14 protein-coding genes are annotated in these 15,380 nt (G+C 72.5%); 5 read left to right on the top strand and 9 right to left on the bottom strand.

The features are described from left to right. Nucleotides 1-93: 93 nt before the first annotated feature. Together ACFVAJ_RS09375 and ACFVAJ_RS09380 are read right to left on the bottom strand one after the other, a co-directional pair. On the bottom strand, nucleotides 94-786 hold the full coding sequence (locus ACFVAJ_RS09375; RefSeq protein WP_376943413.1) for an MOSC domain-containing protein: 693 nt from the start codon (nucleotides 784-786) through the stop codon (nucleotides 94-96). 26 nt (nucleotides 787-812) lie between these two features. Next, a complete protein-coding gene (locus ACFVAJ_RS09380) occupies nucleotides 813-1,655 on the bottom strand; it encodes a VOC family protein (RefSeq protein WP_376944621.1) in 843 nt (280 codons plus the stop codon). A 126-nt stretch (nucleotides 1,656-1,781) separates the two neighbouring features. Between ACFVAJ_RS09380 and ACFVAJ_RS09385 the strand changes: the two genes are divergently transcribed. Then, nucleotides 1,782-2,387 carry a helix-turn-helix domain-containing protein gene (locus ACFVAJ_RS09385; RefSeq protein WP_376943415.1) on the top strand — a complete coding sequence of 202 codons (606 nt, stop codon included), beginning with the start codon at nucleotides 1,782-1,784 and terminating at the stop codon, nucleotides 2,385-2,387. A 47-nt stretch (nucleotides 2,388-2,434) separates the two neighbouring features. Continuing rightward, the gene (locus ACFVAJ_RS09390) at nucleotides 2,435-3,274 is read left to right on the top strand and encodes a DMT family transporter (protein WP_376944623.1); all 840 of its coding nucleotides are present in this window, start codon (nucleotides 2,435-2,437) and stop codon (nucleotides 3,272-3,274) included. Between the two features lie 297 nt (nucleotides 3,275-3,571). On the opposite strand, the gene ACFVAJ_RS09395 is transcribed toward ACFVAJ_RS09390, so the two are convergent. From ACFVAJ_RS09395 to purD, 4 genes are all read right to left on the bottom strand, one after another. Further along, nucleotides 3,572-3,985: a VOC family protein gene (locus tag ACFVAJ_RS09395; protein WP_376943417.1), complete on the bottom strand. Its 414-nt coding sequence runs from the start codon at nucleotides 3,983-3,985 to the stop codon at nucleotides 3,572-3,574. Between the two features lie 10 nt (nucleotides 3,986-3,995). Beyond that, nucleotides 3,996-4,370: a helix-turn-helix transcriptional regulator gene (locus tag ACFVAJ_RS09400; protein WP_376944625.1), complete on the bottom strand. Its 375-nt coding sequence runs from the start codon at nucleotides 4,368-4,370 to the stop codon at nucleotides 3,996-3,998. A 91-nt stretch (nucleotides 4,371-4,461) separates the two neighbouring features. Beyond that, nucleotides 4,462-5,418, bottom strand: a complete 957-nt coding sequence (locus ACFVAJ_RS09405; RefSeq protein WP_376943419.1) for a phosphoribosylaminoimidazolesuccinocarboxamide synthase — start codon at nucleotides 5,416-5,418, stop codon at nucleotides 4,462-4,464. Between the two features lie 19 nt (nucleotides 5,419-5,437). Next, nucleotides 5,438-6,781: a phosphoribosylamine--glycine ligase gene (gene purD, locus ACFVAJ_RS09410; RefSeq protein ID WP_376943421.1), complete on the bottom strand. Its 1,344-nt coding sequence runs from the start codon at nucleotides 6,779-6,781 to the stop codon at nucleotides 5,438-5,440. 61 nt (nucleotides 6,782-6,842) lie between these two features. On the opposite strand from purD, the gene ACFVAJ_RS09415 reads away from it, so the two are divergent. After that, complete coding sequence (locus ACFVAJ_RS09415) at nucleotides 6,843-7,223, top strand: sterol carrier family protein (protein ID WP_376943423.1); 381 nt, start codon at nucleotides 6,843-6,845, stop codon at nucleotides 7,221-7,223. A gap of 30 nt (nucleotides 7,224-7,253) precedes the next feature. Further along, the gene (locus ACFVAJ_RS09420) at nucleotides 7,254-8,327 is read left to right on the top strand and encodes an epoxide hydrolase family protein (RefSeq protein ID WP_376943425.1); all 1,074 of its coding nucleotides are present in this window, start codon (nucleotides 7,254-7,256) and stop codon (nucleotides 8,325-8,327) included. Between the two features lie 60 nt (nucleotides 8,328-8,387). Here ACFVAJ_RS09420 and ACFVAJ_RS09425 read toward each other — a convergent pair whose 3' ends face one another. The 3 genes from ACFVAJ_RS09425 to ACFVAJ_RS09435 are packed head-to-tail and all read right to left on the bottom strand — an operon-like array spanning nucleotide 8,388 to nucleotide 11,579. Beyond that, nucleotides 8,388-9,227 (bottom strand): heme ABC transporter ATP-binding protein, encoded by an 840-nt coding sequence (locus tag ACFVAJ_RS09425; protein ID WP_376943427.1) that lies wholly within the window; start codon nucleotides 9,225-9,227, stop codon nucleotides 8,388-8,390. Continuing rightward, complete coding sequence (locus ACFVAJ_RS09430) at nucleotides 9,224-10,387, bottom strand: FecCD family ABC transporter permease (protein ID WP_376943429.1); 1,164 nt, start codon at nucleotides 10,385-10,387, stop codon at nucleotides 9,224-9,226. The genes ACFVAJ_RS09425 and ACFVAJ_RS09430 overlap by 4 nt, the downstream gene beginning before the upstream one ends. A gap of 4 nt (nucleotides 10,388-10,391) precedes the next feature. Further along, entirely contained in the window at nucleotides 10,392-11,579 is a 1,188-nt protein-coding gene (locus ACFVAJ_RS09435; RefSeq protein ID WP_376943431.1) for a hemin ABC transporter substrate-binding protein, read from the bottom strand. A 176-nt stretch (nucleotides 11,580-11,755) separates the two neighbouring features. On the opposite strand from ACFVAJ_RS09435, the gene ACFVAJ_RS09440 reads away from it, so the two are divergent. Then, nucleotides 11,756-15,364: an HtaA domain-containing protein gene (locus tag ACFVAJ_RS09440; protein ID WP_376943433.1), complete on the top strand. Its 3,609-nt coding sequence runs from the start codon at nucleotides 11,756-11,758 to the stop codon at nucleotides 15,362-15,364. Nucleotides 15,365-15,380 lie beyond the last annotated feature (16 nt).

Consider the following 15,380-nt stretch of genomic DNA (forward strand, 5'->3'; position numbering starts at 1 on the left):
GGCTCCCTCGCAGGGGCCGTCGGGTACGGCCTCTGTAAGGAATATGTCCGGAATGCCCGTCTTGGTTCCAGATTTCCCAGATCGATCGGCGAATCAGCCCCGCGAGACCCGGTCGCCGACACGGATGACGCCGGGCTCGACGACGTCGGCGTAGACGGCGAGCGACATGTCGCGCGCCTTGGTGAGCGGCTTCAGCAGGCGGCCCTCGGCCGCCGTACCGTCCTGGGCGACGTCGACGGTGCGGCACCGTTCGATGCGTTCGACGAGTTCGAGCCGGGTGTCGCCGACGGTGATGGTGCCGCCGAGCCACGTCTCCTCGATGAACGGCTCGTCGGTCTCGACGACGAGATTGACACGCAGCCGTCGGGGGTCGGCGTCGATGCCGAAGTGCTCGGCGCACCACGCGAGCGACGCCGTGCCGATGATGGAGACCTGCCCGCCGTCCTGCAGCGAGACGTCGCCCTCGGGGATGATGCGGACGCTCGCGCCCATGCGCTCGGTGAGGTCGGCGTCGAGTTCGTCGTCGCCGACGAGCCAGAGCCCGTGGTCGCCGCGCTGCACCTGCACCGAGCCGTCCGCCGTCGTCGAGGCCGAGTACTCGAAGACCGCGTCGCGCCGACGGAACCGCCGGGTGTTCTTGCCCGAGGCGAACCTGCCGTCCTCGTCGGCCACGGCGAAGCCGCGGTCGCCCGTGAGCCCGCGCGCATCGAGCTGCACCTCGGTCAGCGCCTCGCCGCCCATCGCCTTGACGGGGTAGCGGCGGATCGAAGTCAGGGTGAAGCTCATCGCGGCAGCCTATCGGCCGGCAGCGCTCATTCGGCTGTGCGCACCTCGACGAGGTTCGCCCACGGGTCGTCGAACGCGAGGGTGCGGCCGTCGTCGCGGGCACCGACCCCGTAGTGCGCCATGCGCTCGCCGAGGTCGCCGAGGTCGTCGGCGGTCGGAACGACGATCTCGACCTTGCCGAGGCCGAGCGCGAGCCCGCGGCGGCCGGCGCCGCGGCTGTTCCACGTGTTCATCGCCATGTGGTGGTGGTAGCCGCCGGCCGAGACGAAGAGCGCCTGGTCGCCCATCTCGGCGGTCGTCTCGAAGCCGAGTCGCTCGACGTAGAACTCGCGGGCGCTCGCGACGTCGCCGACCGAGAGGTGCACGTGCCCGACCACCGCGTCGCCGAGCTTCGCGCCGCTGGCGACGGCGGCCGTGCCGGCGTCGCCGAGGTGGTCGCGCAGGTAGCCGTTGGGGTCGAGGTAGATGGTCGCCATCTCGACGGTGCCGTGCACCCAGCTCCACGTCGAGCGGTCGCGGTCGAAGTACAGCTCGACGCCGTTGCCTTCGGGGTCGGTGAAGTAGAAGGCCTCGCTCACGAGGTGGTCGGCGCTGCCGGTGAAGGTGCCGGGGTAGCGGGTCGCGACCGAGGCGATCGCGGTCGCGAGCGCCTCGCGGGTGTCGAAGAGGATCGCGGTGTGGAAGAGCCCCGCATCACGCGGCGACGCGTGCTTCAGCTCGGGTGCGTGCTGCAGGATCACGATCGGCGTCGTGCCGCGCCCGAGCACGGCGACGGGGCCGTCGTGGCTCAGCAGCTCGAGCGTCACGCCGTCGCGGTAGTAGCGGATCATGCCGTCGAGATCGGCGACGCGCAGCGTCACCTCACCCATGCCGGTGTCGGCCGCGAGGAGTCCGGCGCCCTCGGGCGCCCCATTGGTTGTAAGCACAACTAATCATAACGGATGCCTCGGCGAACGTATTCCGACCAGTTCGCCGCAGTGCACTATCATGCACTCATGGATGACGAGACGGAATCGCTCGCGCTCGCGATCGGTCGCCGCGTGCGCGAGCAGCGGCAGGCGCGCGAGTGGACCCTCGATCGGCTCGCGGCCGAGGCCGGGGTGAGCCGTCGCATGATCGTCAACGTCGAGCAGGGCGCCGTGAACCCGAGCGTCGGCACGCTGCTGCGGCTCAGCGATGCGCTCGGCGTCCGCCTCCCCGCCCTCGTGCACACGCGAGCCGCGGCATCCGACCTCGTCGAGGTCACCCGGCGGGGCGAGGGCGCCGTCCTCTGGACGGGCGAGCACGGCGGCCGCGGCGTGCTCGTCGCGGGCATCGAGTCGCCCGACGTGGTCGAGCTCTGGGACTGGACCCTCGAGGGCGGCGAGCGCCACGCGAGCGAGGCGCACTCCACTGGCACCCGCGAACTGCTGCAGGTGATCGACGGCGAGGTCGTCATCGAGGTCGCGGGCGTCGCCCACGGGCTCGCCGCCGGCGATGCGCTCACGTTCGCGGCCGACGTCGACCACTCCTACGCGAACCGGTCTTCGACCGCCGCCCGCTTCTCGCTCGCGGTGTTCGAGCTCGGTGTCGGCTCGTCGCATCGGACGGCGGGCTCGTGAGCCGCGCGATCGACCGGGTGCCGCCGTGGACGCTGGCGGTCGCCTCGATGCTCCTGATCCAGGCCGGCGCCGCGCTGTCGGTGCCGCTCGTCGAGCAGCTCGGCGCCGGCGGCACGGCCTGGCTGCGGCTGGCGTTCGGCGCGATCTTCTTCATCGCGATCGCGCGGCCCCCGCTGCGCCGCATCCGGCGCGTCGACGCGCTGCCGCTCATCGGGCTCGGCGTCGCGACCGGCGTGATGATGGTGGCGTTCCTCTCGGCCGTCGAGCGCATCCCGCTCGGCACCGCCGTCGCCATCGAGTTCCTCGGGCCGCTCACCGTGGCGGCGATCCGCAGCCACAGCCGCCGCATGCTCGTCTGGCCGGTGCTCGCGCTCGCCGGCGTGGTCCTGCTCACCGAGCCGTGGCACGGCGAGGTCGACCTCCTCGGCGTCGGCTTCGCCGCGCTCGCCGGGGTCGGCTGGGGCGTCTACATCCTGCTCACGCAGCGGGTGGGCGACCGGTTCTCGGGCATCAGCGGACTGTCGATCACGATCCCGATCGCTGCGATCGTGACGGCGTTCGTCGGCGTGCCGCAGGTGATCGGCCAGCTCGATTGGCGGGTGCTGCTCACCGCGGCGGCGCTCGCCCTGCTCGCCCCCGTGATCCCCTTCGGCCTCGAGATGCTGGCGCTGCGTCGCATGACCCACACGGCCTTCGGCACGCTCATGGCGCTCGAGCCCGCCTTCGGCGTGCTGCTCGGCCTCATCGTGCTCACGCAGGTGCCGTCGGCGGCGCAGGTCGCGGGCATCGTGCTCGTCGTCCTCGCGGGGGCCGGTGCGCAGCGCGGAGGGATCCGCGGGCGCCCGACCGGAGACCCCGACCTCGCGCCCCTGGAGGAACGGGTCTGAGTCCGGCGCGCGGGAGCGGGGTGCCCGGGGTGGCCACGTGCCGCCGTTCGACGGTGCCCGCGTTCGACAGCGCACCCTCGTGGCTGCGTCGCCCGGGAGCGGGTGCTGCTCCGCAAGGGGCGACCACATGACCACATGGCCACACTTCGGTGGGCGACATGGCCACGTGACCACACCCTCCGCAGAGGGATGTCGCCCGCCGGTCGAATCGCGCCGGCCGACGTCGGACGCGATTCGGCACAGGATCTCTCGGCGGCGTGTTCGACGTGCATCGGCGCAGCCCGGCGCGAGCCGGGACTACGCGCGCGGCTGGCTGAACCGCAGCATGTTGCCCGCGGGGTCGCGGAAGGCGCAGTCGCGGACCCCGTAGAACTGGTCCATCGGCTCTTGCAGCACGTCGGCGCCGGCGGCGCGGATCGTCTCGAACGTCGCGTCGATGTCGGAGGTCATGAAGTTCACGCCGCGCAGCAGGCCCTTGGCCAGCAGCTGCGCCGCGGCATCCTTGTCGGCCTGGGTGGCGTTGGGGTCGGCGATCGGCGGTTCGAGCACGATGTTCACGTCGGGCTGCGAGGGCGAGCCGACGGTGACCCACCGCATGCCCTCGTAGGCGATGTCGTTGCGCACCTCGAGGCCGAGCACGTCGCGGTAGAACGGGATCGCGGTCTCGTGGTCGTCGACGGCGATGAAGCACTGGGAGAGTGAGATGTCCATGACCCCGACGCTACCGAGGCGCGATCTTGCCCGCTTCTCCATTTCTGACGGGTCGCGTCTGGATCTTCACGATGCACGCCGGGATGGGCGCCGCGACGTCGTGCGAGCGGGCCCGGTAGGCGCTCGGGCTCTCGCCGACGAGCTCGGTGAAGCGCGAGCTGAACGAGCCGAGCGACGTACAGCCGACCGCGAAGCAGACCTCGGTCACGCTGAGGTCGCCCCGGCGCAGCAGCGCCTTCGCCCGCTCGATGCGCCGGGTCATCAGGTAGCCGTACGGCGTCTCGCCGTACGCCTCGCGGAAGCTGCGCGAGAAGTGCCCCGACGACATCAGCGCGACGCGCGCGAGCGCCTCGACGTCGAGCGGCTGCTCGTAGTCGCGGTCCATCGTGTCGCGGGCCCGGCGCAGGCGCACCAGATCGTCGAGGTTCACGTCACCACTCTGGCACAGGGCGGTGCGAACCGGTCAGGATGACCCGTCAGACGGCGGCCGGGCGCTCGAGCCGCTCGAGCAGCTCGCGGTAGCGCGCCGCCGTCTGCTCGACGATCTCGTGGGGGAGCGTCGGCGGCGTCTCCGAGACGTCCTGGTCCCAGTTGGCGCTCAGCCAGTCGCGCACGATCTGCTTGTCGAAGCTCGCCATGCGCAGCTCGGGCGTCGCCGCCGAGGCGAACACCGCGGCATCCCAGTAGCGACTCGAATCGCTCGTGAGCACCTCGTCGGCGAGCGTCACGATGCCCGTCGCGCGGTCGGCGCCGAACTCGAACTTCGTGTCGGCCAGGATCACCCCTCGGGCCTCGGCGATCGCGGAGGCGCGGGCGAAGATCTCGAGCGAGAGGGCCCGCAGCTGCTCGGCGACGACCTCGCCGACGAGCTCGACCGTGCGCTCGTAGGTGATGTTCTCGTCGTGCTCGCCGAGCGGGGCCTTCCACGCGGGGGTGTAGATCGGCTCGGGCAGGCGGTCGCCGTTCTCGAGGCCCTCGGGCAGCGGGATGCCGCCGATCGCTCCCGTCTCGACGTACTCCTTGTAGCCGCCGCCGGTGAGGTAGCCGCGCACGACGCACTCGATCGGGAACATGTCGAGCGTGCGGCAGAGCGTCGCCCGATCGGCGACCTCGGCCGGGACCTCGGGCAGCTCGAGCGCCTCGAGCCGGTCGTCGAGCGGGTGCGCCAGGTGGTTCGGCACCTCGGGCAGCTGGTCGAACCACCAGTGGGTGAGCGAGGTGAGGAGCGCCCCCTTGCCGGGGATCGCGGGCTCGAGCAGGTGGTCGTACGCGCTGACCCGGTCGCTCGCGACGACGAGCACGACGGGCGAGACGGCGAGCGGGTCGCCCGTCCAGCTGTCATCGTCGGTCATCAGCTTCGTCGGCACGTAGAGGTCGCGCACCTTGCCCGAATAGACGTGGGTCCAGCCGGTCAGTTCACCGGTCTCGCTCATGCTCGCTCCTCGTGCTGGATCACTCGGCGACGCGCGCCGCGATGTCGGTGCGGTACTGGCCGCCGTCGAGGCGGATCCGACCCAGCGCCTCATAGGCGCGGCGCCGGGCGTCGGCGAAGCCGTCGCCCACGGCCACGACGTTGAGCACGCGGCCGCCCGTCGAGAGCAGCGGGGCCTCGTCACCGGCCTGGGCGTCGTCGGCCAGTGCGCCGACGGCGGTCGCGGCGTGCGCGAGGTGCACCCCGGGCACGGATGCCGCGGCATCGAGCCCGTCGATGGCCCGGCCCGTCTCGGGGGACTCGGGGTAGCCCTCGCTCGCGAGCACCACGGTCACGGCGGCCTCGTCGCTGAACACCGGGCGGTCGAGCTCGCCGAGCCCGCCCGTCGCCGCTGCGAGCAGCAGACCCGAGAGCGGGGTCTCGAGGCGGGGCAGCACGACCTGCGTCTCGGGGTCGCCGAAGCGCGCGTTGAACTCGATCACGCGGATGCCGCGCGAAGTGAGGATGAGCCCCGCGTAGAGGAGCCCGATGAACGGCGTCTGCTCGTCGGCGAGCTGCCGCACCGTCGGCAGGGCGATGGTCTCGATGACCTCGTCGACGAAGGCCTGCTCGCTGCCGAAACGGCCGCCGCGGCCGTCGACCGCGTCACCGAGCCAGGGCAGCGGCGAGTACGCGCCCATGCCGCCGGTGTTGGGGCCGGCGTCGCCGTCGAGGAGGCGCTTGAAGTCCTGCGCGGGCGAGAGCGGCAGCACGTTCGTGCCGTCGGAGAGAAGGAACAGCGAGACCTCCTGGCCGTCGAGGAACTCCTCGACGAGCACGGGGCCCTGCTGCAGGTAGTGGACGGCGTGCGCGAGCGCGGCGTCGCGGTCGTCGGTGACGAGCACGCCCTTGCCGGCGGCGAGGCCGTCGGCCTTCACGACGTACGGGGCGCCGAACTCGTCGAGCGTCGTCGCGACCTCGTCGAGGGTCGTCGCGAGGGTCGCGCGCCCGGTGGGCACGTTCGCGGCCTCCATGATGCGCTTGGCGAAGGTCTTCGAGCCCTCGAGCGCGGCCGCCTGCCGGCCCGGGCCGAACACCGGGATGCCGCGGGCGCGCAGCGCATCGGCGACGCCGGCGACGAGCGGCGCCTCGGGGCCGACGACGACGAGCTCGATGCCGTTGTCGGCGGCGTAGCCGGTGACGAGCGCGGCGTCGGTCGCGTCGAGGCCGACGGTCGTCACGCTGCCGCGGGCCGACGAGGTCGGCGAGGCCGCGATGCCGGCGTTGCCGGGGGCCGCGACGATCTCGTGCCCGGCCTCCTCATCGAGGAGCGCGAGGATGATGGCGTGCTCGCGCGCGCCCGAGCCGAGGACGAGGATTCTCACCGCATCAGGCTACCCCGTCCGGCCGGTCGGGCTCGTCGGTGCCCCCTGAGAGGATGGAGGCATGGCACGAGCGAGGATCGGCGACGACATCGGACAGGCGGCGCTCGCCACGGTGCGCGCGGTGACGGCCGACGGCGGCGACGCCGCGGCATCCGTCGACCGCTCGACCCTCGCACTCGCGGTGCGCTACTCGCTGCAGCTGCTCGCCGAGCGCGCCCCCGGCGGCACCCTCGAGGTGCGCGTGCCGCCGTACGCGGCCGTGCAGTGCGTCGAGGGCCCGAAGCACACGCGCGGCACTCCGCCCAACGTGATCGAGACGGATGCCTCGACCTGGCTCGCGCTCGCGACCGGCCGCCTGTCGTGGGCCGACGCACGGGCGAGCGGGCGGGTGCACGCCTCGGGCCAGCGCGCCGAGCTCGACGGGCTGCTGCCCGTCGCCTGATCCGTCGGCGGCTCGCCGTAGCATCCGAGGATGGAACCCTTCACGATCTCCGTCCGACCCGACGAGCTCGACGAGCTGCGTGCGCGCCTCGAGCGCTCGCGATTCACGGCACCGAACGCACCCGGGTGGGAGGCGGGCGCAGATCCCGAGTTCCTCCGAACGCTCGTCGACCACTGGGCGCACGACTTCGACTGGCGCGCCGCCGAGGCGCGGTTGAACGCCTACCCGCAGTTCATCGACCGGGGGCAGCACTTCGTGCACCTGCGCCGCGATGCGAACCGCCCGCCCGTGCTGCTCGCGCACGGCTGGCCGAGCAGCTTCCTCGAGATGCTGCCGCTCGCCGAGCTGCTCGACGTCGACGTCGTCATCCCGTCGCTGCCCGGGTTCCTCTGGTCCGAGCTCCCCGAGGGGCCGTTGACGCGCGCCGCGATGGCCGAGCGGTACCACTCGCTCATGACCGAGACCCTCGGATACTCGCGCTACTTCGTGTTCGGCGGCGACATCGGCGGCGTCGTCGCCGGGTGGCTCGGCGCGGTGCATCCCGACGAGGTCGCGGGCGTGCACATGATCCACGGGCCGTTCCCCGCCGACTTCGACGCGTCGCCGATCACGCCCGAGGAGCAGGCGTTCCTCGATGCCGACGACGAGCGCGACGAGACCGACTCGGGCTACAGCGACATCATGGGCACGCGCCCCGACACGATCGCGGCCGCACTGGTCGACTCGCCGGTCGGGCTCGCCGCCTGGATCATCGACAAGCTGCGCGCCTGGAGCGACTGCGGCGGCGACCTCGAGTCGCGCTTCGATCGCGACGCGCTGTGCGAGCTGCTCACCCTGTACTGGGTGACGGGGTCGATCGGCACGTCGTTCCGCCAGTACTTCGACTACTCCGAGAACACTCCGCGCCCGACGATCACGGCGCCGGTCGCGGTCACGCTGAGCAGCGAACCGCCGTTCGAGCTCTTCCCGCGGTCGATCGCCGAGCGGGCCGCGAGCGACCTCCGGCAGTACTCGACGCCGGGGCGCGGCGGTCACTTCCTCGCCTTCGAGGAGCCGCAGCTCGTCGCCGACGAACTCCGTGCGTTCATGCGGTCGGTCGGGTAGTCCGGGTCCGACGCTCGACGCTCGGCCCGGTCGCACGAGTCCCCGCGCGCCGCGCTCGCGTCAGCGCACGGGCAGCACGAGCGGCACGCCCGTGCGAGGGTGCGGCACGACCTCGACGGGCTGCCCGTAGACGGCCTCGATGCGCTCGGCCGTGAGCACCTCGGCCGGAGACCCGCTCGTGACGACCCGCCCCCGGTCGAGCAGCGTGACGTCGTCGGCGTAGGCGGCCGCGAGGTTCAGGTCGTGCAGGACCACGACCACGGTGTCGCCCGCCTCGGCGTGCGCGCGGGCGAGGCGCAGCACGTCCTCCTGATGCCGCAGGTCGAGCGCCGCGGTCGGCTCGTCGAGCAGCATCACGTGCGCCTGCTGGGCGATCACGCGGGCGAGGGCGACGCGCGCCCGCTCTCCGCCCGAGAGCGACGGCACGGTGCGCAGGCCGAGGTGCGTGACATCCGTCGCCGCCATCGCCCGATCGACCGCGTCGTCGTCGTCGGCCTCGGCCGTGCGCGCCCAGGGGTGCCGGCCCATCTCGACGACCTCGCGCACCGGGAACGGGAACGAGACCTGATGCTCCTGCGTGAGCACCGCACGGGCCCGCGCGAGCTCACGGAGCGGCCAGCCGCCGAGCTCGCGCCCGCCGAGCGAGACCGAGCCCGAACTCGGTCGCCGATCGCCGGCGAGCACGCCGAGGAGCGTCGACTTGCCGGCGCCGTTCGGGCCGATGAGCGCGTGCAGGCGCCCGGCGGTCGCCCGGAAGTCGACCTCGTCGAGCAGGAGGGCTTCGTCGATGCGGACGGTCAGGGCGCGGGTCTCGAGGGCGGTCGCGGCAGTCGAGGCGGCTGCAGCAGTGGCGCCGGCGGTGTCGGTCGCGTCGATCCCGTCGGTCGCGGAGCGGGTCATCCCCATCCTCCCGAGCGCTTGCGGGTGCGTCGCAGCAGCCAGAAGAAGAACGGCCCGCCGACGAGCGAGGTGAGCATGCCGATCGGCAGGTCGGCCATCGGCACCGCCGTGCGGGCGAAGAGGTCGGCGAGCACGAGCAGCAGTGCGCCGCCGAGGGCGCCGGCGACGAGCAGGGGGCGGTGGGCCGGGCCGATCACCATGCGCATGAGGTGCGGCACGATGAGCCCGACGAACGCGATGATGCCCGCGAACGCCACAGCGGCGCAGGTGAGCACCGCCACGACGACGATCGACACGATGCGCACCCGTTCGACGTGCACGCCGAGGTGGCGGGCGCCGCGCTCGCCGAGGCTGAACAGGTCGAGCCGGCGCGCGAGCACGAGCGAGATCGCGACGCCGACGGCGACGAGCGGCAGCATCACGGCGACCTCGTTCCAGCGGGCGCCGTTCAGCGAGCCGAGCTGCCAGAACACGATCTCCTCGCGGCTCTGCGTGTCGCCGAGGAAGGTGAACAGGGCGAGCGCGCCCTGCGCGAAGGCGTTGATCGCGATGCCGGTGAGCACGAGCGTCACGACCTCGGTGCGCCCGCCGGCGCGGCTCGCGAAGTAGACGATGAGCGTCGTCGCGAGACCGGCTGCGAACGCCGCGCCCGCCGTCGCCCACTCGCCGAGCGCCGTCCAGCCGAGCACGATCGAGGCGGCTGCACCCAGGGCAGCGCCCGAGGAGACGCCGACGACTCCGGGCTCGGCGAGGGGGTTCGCGAACACGGCCTGCATGACCGTGCCGGCGACCGCGAGCGCGGCGCCGATGAGGAGGCCCATCGCGATGCGCGGGAACCTGATCGTCCAGAGCGCCGAGTCGGCGTTCGGCACGGCCTCGGGGGCGTCGTGGAGTCCGAGCGCGCGGAGGATCGACGCCCACACCTCGCCCGGTGGGATCTGCAGCTGGCCGCTGCCCGCCGACCAGACGATCGCGACCACGAGGGCGATCGAGAGCCCGCCGATGAGGATGCCGCGCCGCAGGGCCGCGCCTGGAATGCTCGGTCGCGTGGTCGGGTCGGCGCGCTGCGGTCCGGCCTTCGCGCCGGGTGCTCGATCGGGGGGAGCCGTCGGCGCGTCCCGCACCGTGCGCGCCGCCGCGGCCTCGGCCGTCTCGGTCATGTCGTCACTCGCCGTCGCTCGCGGGGCCCGATTGCGCAGGCGCGTAGACGGCCCGGGCGAGCGCCTCGACGACGGCCGGGGTGCGGGGGCCGAAGCCGAGGATCTCGGTGTCGGCCATGTCGACGAAGCGCCGGTGCGCGCCGGCCGGCGTCGAGGCGAGCGCCGGCAGCCGCTCCAGCAGCCCGTCGACCCCGCCCACCGACTCGAGCCCGCCCGACATCAGCAGCACGAGCTCGGGCTTCGCCTCGACGAGGGCCTCGGCCGTGATGGGCCGCATGCCGACCCAGCCGATCTCCTCGGCGACGTCGACACCGCCGACGGCGTCGATCAGCGAGTCGGCGCCCGACTCGGCGCCGAAGAGGTAGTAGACGTTCGCGTCGCCGCGCACGTAGAGGAAGAGCGTGCGGGGGCGATCGGCCGCATCGGCGGGGATCGCTGCGGCGATCGCGGCGTTCACGCGCTCGAGTTCGTCGCCGACGAGCTTCGCGAGGGCGTCACCCCTGGCCGGCACGCCGAGCGCGGCCGCGACCTCCGCGATGATCTCGTCGACGTTGTCGACGCTGCGCTCACGGGTGGTCGTGACGACCGGGATGCCGGCGTCGCGAAGCTGATCGAGCACGGAGCGCGGGCCGAGCGTCGTGTCGGTGATGACGAGGTCTGGGTCGAGCGCGAGGATCGCCTCGGCGCTGATCGAGTGCCCGTCGTGGGTGACCACGGGAAGGTCGGCCGCCTCCGCGAAGCCGGTGGAGCCGTCGCGGCCGACGAGCAGCTCGCCGAGGCCGAGGCCGTGCACGGTCGCGGCGAGCGTACCGGCGATGTCGAGGGCGAGCACGCGGTCGGCTCGCTCGACGGTGACCTCGGTGCCGCTCGCGTCGGTGAGGGTGACGGGCAGTGCCGGCTGCTCGTCGGAGTCGATCACGGGCAGGGCGGTGTCGGCGAGGCAGGCGGTGGAGGGGCCCTCGACGTCGCGCGGGGCGTCGGCGAGGTCGAGTTCGGCGAACGGCAGCTCGGTGCCGACGCACTCGGGCTCGACCCCGCCGCCGGCGTCGGCGGCGGACGGGGCGGCGCAGCCGCTGAGCATGAGCGGTGCCGCGGCGAGCAGCGCGGTCGCGGCGAGGCGCGCGCGCAACGCCCGCCGGGGGAGCGGCGGGCGGCGTCGCGTCGCGGACGACGGAGGAGTGTGGGGAGCCATCGACTTAAGGTTAGCCTTACCTATGTTCCGGCTTGACATCGGGAGAATCGGGCATCTAGCTTCTTAGCTAAGCCTAAGCTAACTTCTCCGGTTTCTCCGCAGATGATGCTCGGCGCCCCCATCCCCGTGATCGTCGCGTGCGCGCGCCTGATCGCCATGCCCAGAAGGACCGCGTCGTGACGACACCGTCAGCCATGCCCGTATCCGCACCTCCGAGACGCCGATGGCTCGCGGGCCTCGTCGCCCTCGCGCTCGCCCTCGGCGGATCGCTCGCCGCGACCGCGCCCGCGCTCGCCGACGGCGGCCCCACGGTCTCCGTCACCGAGGCACCCCGCGACGGCGGCACCGTGACCGTGACCGGCTCGGGCTTCACGGCCGACCGCACCGGCGTCTACATCGGCGTCGGCCCGGCCTCGGCTTCGGGGTTCTATTCCGCCGGCATCACCGAGAGCGGCACGGTCTGGGTCGCGACCGGCCTCGCGGCGACCGCGACGCGGGCGCAGATGACGGCCGACGGATCGTTCGAGCTGCAGCTCGAGGTACCGGCCGTCGGCGACACCGAGCTCGCCGTGTTCACCTCGCGGGCCCACGGCGGCGGCATGATGGGCGATCTCACCCAGGACACCGCCACCTCGGTCGTCTACGCGGCCGCGCCGGTCGATCCCGTGGACCCGGTGGACCCGGTGGACCCGGTCGATCCGGTGGACCCGGTGGACCCGGTCGACCCCGTCGATCCGGTGGACCCCGTCGATCCCGCGGCGCCGAAGCCGGTGCTGTCGTTGTCGAAGTCGGCAGGACTTGCTGCTGATGGTGAGACGGTGACGGTGACGGGCAAGAACTACAACCCGTCGCAGGCGATGTATCTCACGTTGTGCTCGGATGTGCCGTTGGAGGACGTGTCGTTCGCGTTCATCTCGGCGGGGTGCACGGCGGGTGCGAAGTTGGTGACGCCGTCGCCGCGTTCGCCGTCGATGGTGAAGCTCGAGGCGGATGGCTCGTTCACGACGCAGTTCACGGTGACGTCGAAGGGGGCGTCGACCGCGGTGTACACGATCGCCGATCACACGGCGATGCAGGATCGCTCGCAGGACGCGAAGGTCACGGTCACGTTCGCGGCGCCGAAGCCGGTGCTGTCGTTGTCGAAGTCGGCAGGGCTTGCTGCTGATGGTGAGACGGTGACGGTGACGGGGAAGAACTACAACCCGTCGCAGGCGATGTATCTCACGTTGTGCTCGGATGTGTCGTTGGAGGACGTGTCGTTCGCGTTCATCTCGGCGGGGTGCACGGCGGGTGCGAAGTTGGTGACGCCGTCGCCGCGTTCGCCGTCGATGGTGAAGCTCGAGGCGGATGGCTCGTTCACGACGCAGTTCACGGTGACGTCGAAGGGGGCGTCGACCGCGGTGTACACGATCGCCGATCACACGGCGATGCAGGATCGTTCGCAGGATGCGAAGGTGACCGTCACGTTCGCCGCACCGAAGCCGGTGCTGTCGTTGTCGAAGTCGGCAGGGCTTGCTGCTGATGGTGAGACGGTGACGGTGACGGGGAAGAACTACAACCCGTCGCAGGCGATGTATCTCACGTTGTGCTCGGATGTGCCGTTGGAGGACGTGTCGTTCGCGTTCATCTCGGCGGGGTGCACGGCGGGTGCGAAGTTGGTGACGCCGTCGCCGCGTTCGCCGTCGATGGTGAAGCTCGAGGCGGATGGCTCGTTCACGACGCAGTTCACGGTGACGTCGAAGGGGGCGTCGACCGCGGTGTACACGATCGCCGATCACACGGCGATGCAGGATCGCTCGCAGGACGCGAAGGTGACCGTCACGTTCGCCGCACCCGAGCCGACCGGCCCGGTCGTCACCGTGACGCCGTCGACCGACGTCGACCCAGCGAAGGACAACACCTTCACGATCACGGGCTCCGGCTACACCGGCGCGAGCGCGGCCTTCGGCGCCTACGTGCTGCTCGGCGACGCCGCCATCTGGTCGGGCGACGGCCCGCTCGTCGCCGACGGCTGGCTCGCGCAGGCCTGGGTGCGGCCCGCGCAGATCGTCGACGGTGCGTTCACCACGACCATCACGATTCCGAAGGGGAGCTTCGACGCGTCGAAGCGGTACGTCGTCGCGACCTCGGCTGCGCACGGCCTCTCGGCCACCGATCGCACGCTCGACGCGTTCGCGCCGATCGGCGTGAAGTCGGGCGCGACCCCGCCGACCACTCCGCCCACCACTCCGCCGACGAAGCCGACGATCCCGGGCGGCTCGCTCAGCTGGGGCGTGTACTCGGCGTTCACCGACTACGTCACCGGCCCGATCGCGAAGGGCAGCATCTCGGTCACGGGCGGTGCGACGCAGTCGGGCGGTGTGTTCCAGTTCGGTCAGACGGGCGGCAGCTTCACCGCGACGGCGAACCGCGGCACGGCCGAGTACGGCGGCACGATCGGATTCAGCGGCCACGGCGGGCAGCTCGCGGTGACCTTCGCCGACCCGACGCTGCGCGTCATGTCGCCGACCGCCGGCATCCTCAGCGTCGTCGTCGACGGCACCCGGGTCGACCTCGCGAGCGTCGACCTCGGCGCCGCCGCCCGCAGTGCCTCGAACGGGGCCGTGCGATTCGCCGGCGCCCCCGTCAGCCTGCTGCCCACGGGCGTCGCCGCGTTCAACGGCTTCTACGGTGCCGGGCACGCGCTCGCGCCGCTGACGGCGGTGCTCGGCGCGCCCGCTGCGGCCCCGGCGGGCGGGACGGGTGTGGTCGCGACCGTCGCCGCGGCGAAGCCGACTCGGGAGATCCCGGGCACGCCGCCCGCGACCACGGGCATCGACCTCGACCAGGCCACGCTGGCCGCCCTCGTGGCCGGTGAGCGCGTGACCGTCTCGGCCGGCGGCTTCGAGCCGAACGAGACCGACATCCACGTCGTCGTCTACTCCGAGCCGACCGTGCTCGCACGCGACCTGGAAGCCGATGCCGAGGGCGTCGTGACGTGGACGGGCGCGCTGCCGGCCGGCCTCGAGGCGGGCGAGCACACGCTCACCTTCCAGGGCTCGGTCGCGAAGGGCGTGCGCTTCACGCTCGCCGCACCGAGCGGGCAGTGCGCCGTCGCCGGCGCCACGCTCGACTGGGGCGTCAAGGAGTCGTTCCGCTCGTACCTCTCGAGCGGCATCGCGAACGGCGCCTGGGAGGTGCAGGGTGTGACCGAGACCGACGGCGTGTTCGGCTTCACGGCCGGCACGGGGGCATTCGACGCCTCGGCCGAGCGCGGCACCGTCGCCTTCGGCGGAAGCATCCGCTTCACCGGTCACGAGGGCGTGCTCGACACGACCGTCTCGAACCCGGGCCTCGAGTTCGACGGCACCGAGCTCGCGTACCTGACGCTCGACGTCAGCGGCACGACCCAGGACGGCACGCCGGTCGAGGCGAAGCGGGTGCGGTTCGCCGACCTCGACCTCGCCTCGGGGTTCGCGACCGGTGACGGCTCGCTCACGGGCACGGCCGTGCCCGCGACGCTCACCGCCGACGGCGCCGCCGCGTTCGGCACCTACGGCGCCGGCGAGGAGCTCGACCCCGTCACGTTCCTCATTCCGCTCGCAGCCGAGTGCGGCGTCGTCGCCGCGGTCGACGACGAGGGCGTCGAGAAGGTCGCGATCGACGACGAGCCCACGGCGGATGCCTCGGCCACGGCCGCCGGCATCCCGGCCTGGCTGCTCTGGACCGGCCTCGGGCTGATCGTCGCGGCGCTCATCGCGCTCGTCGCCGTGCTGCTGATGCGGGCGCGCCGCTCCGCGGCCTGACGCGAGGAGCCCGAGG

Origin of the sequence: Agromyces sp. NPDC057679 (assembly GCF_042799635.1) — a bacterium.
Classification (GTDB): Bacteria; Actinomycetota; Actinomycetes; order Actinomycetales; family Microbacteriaceae; genus Agromyces.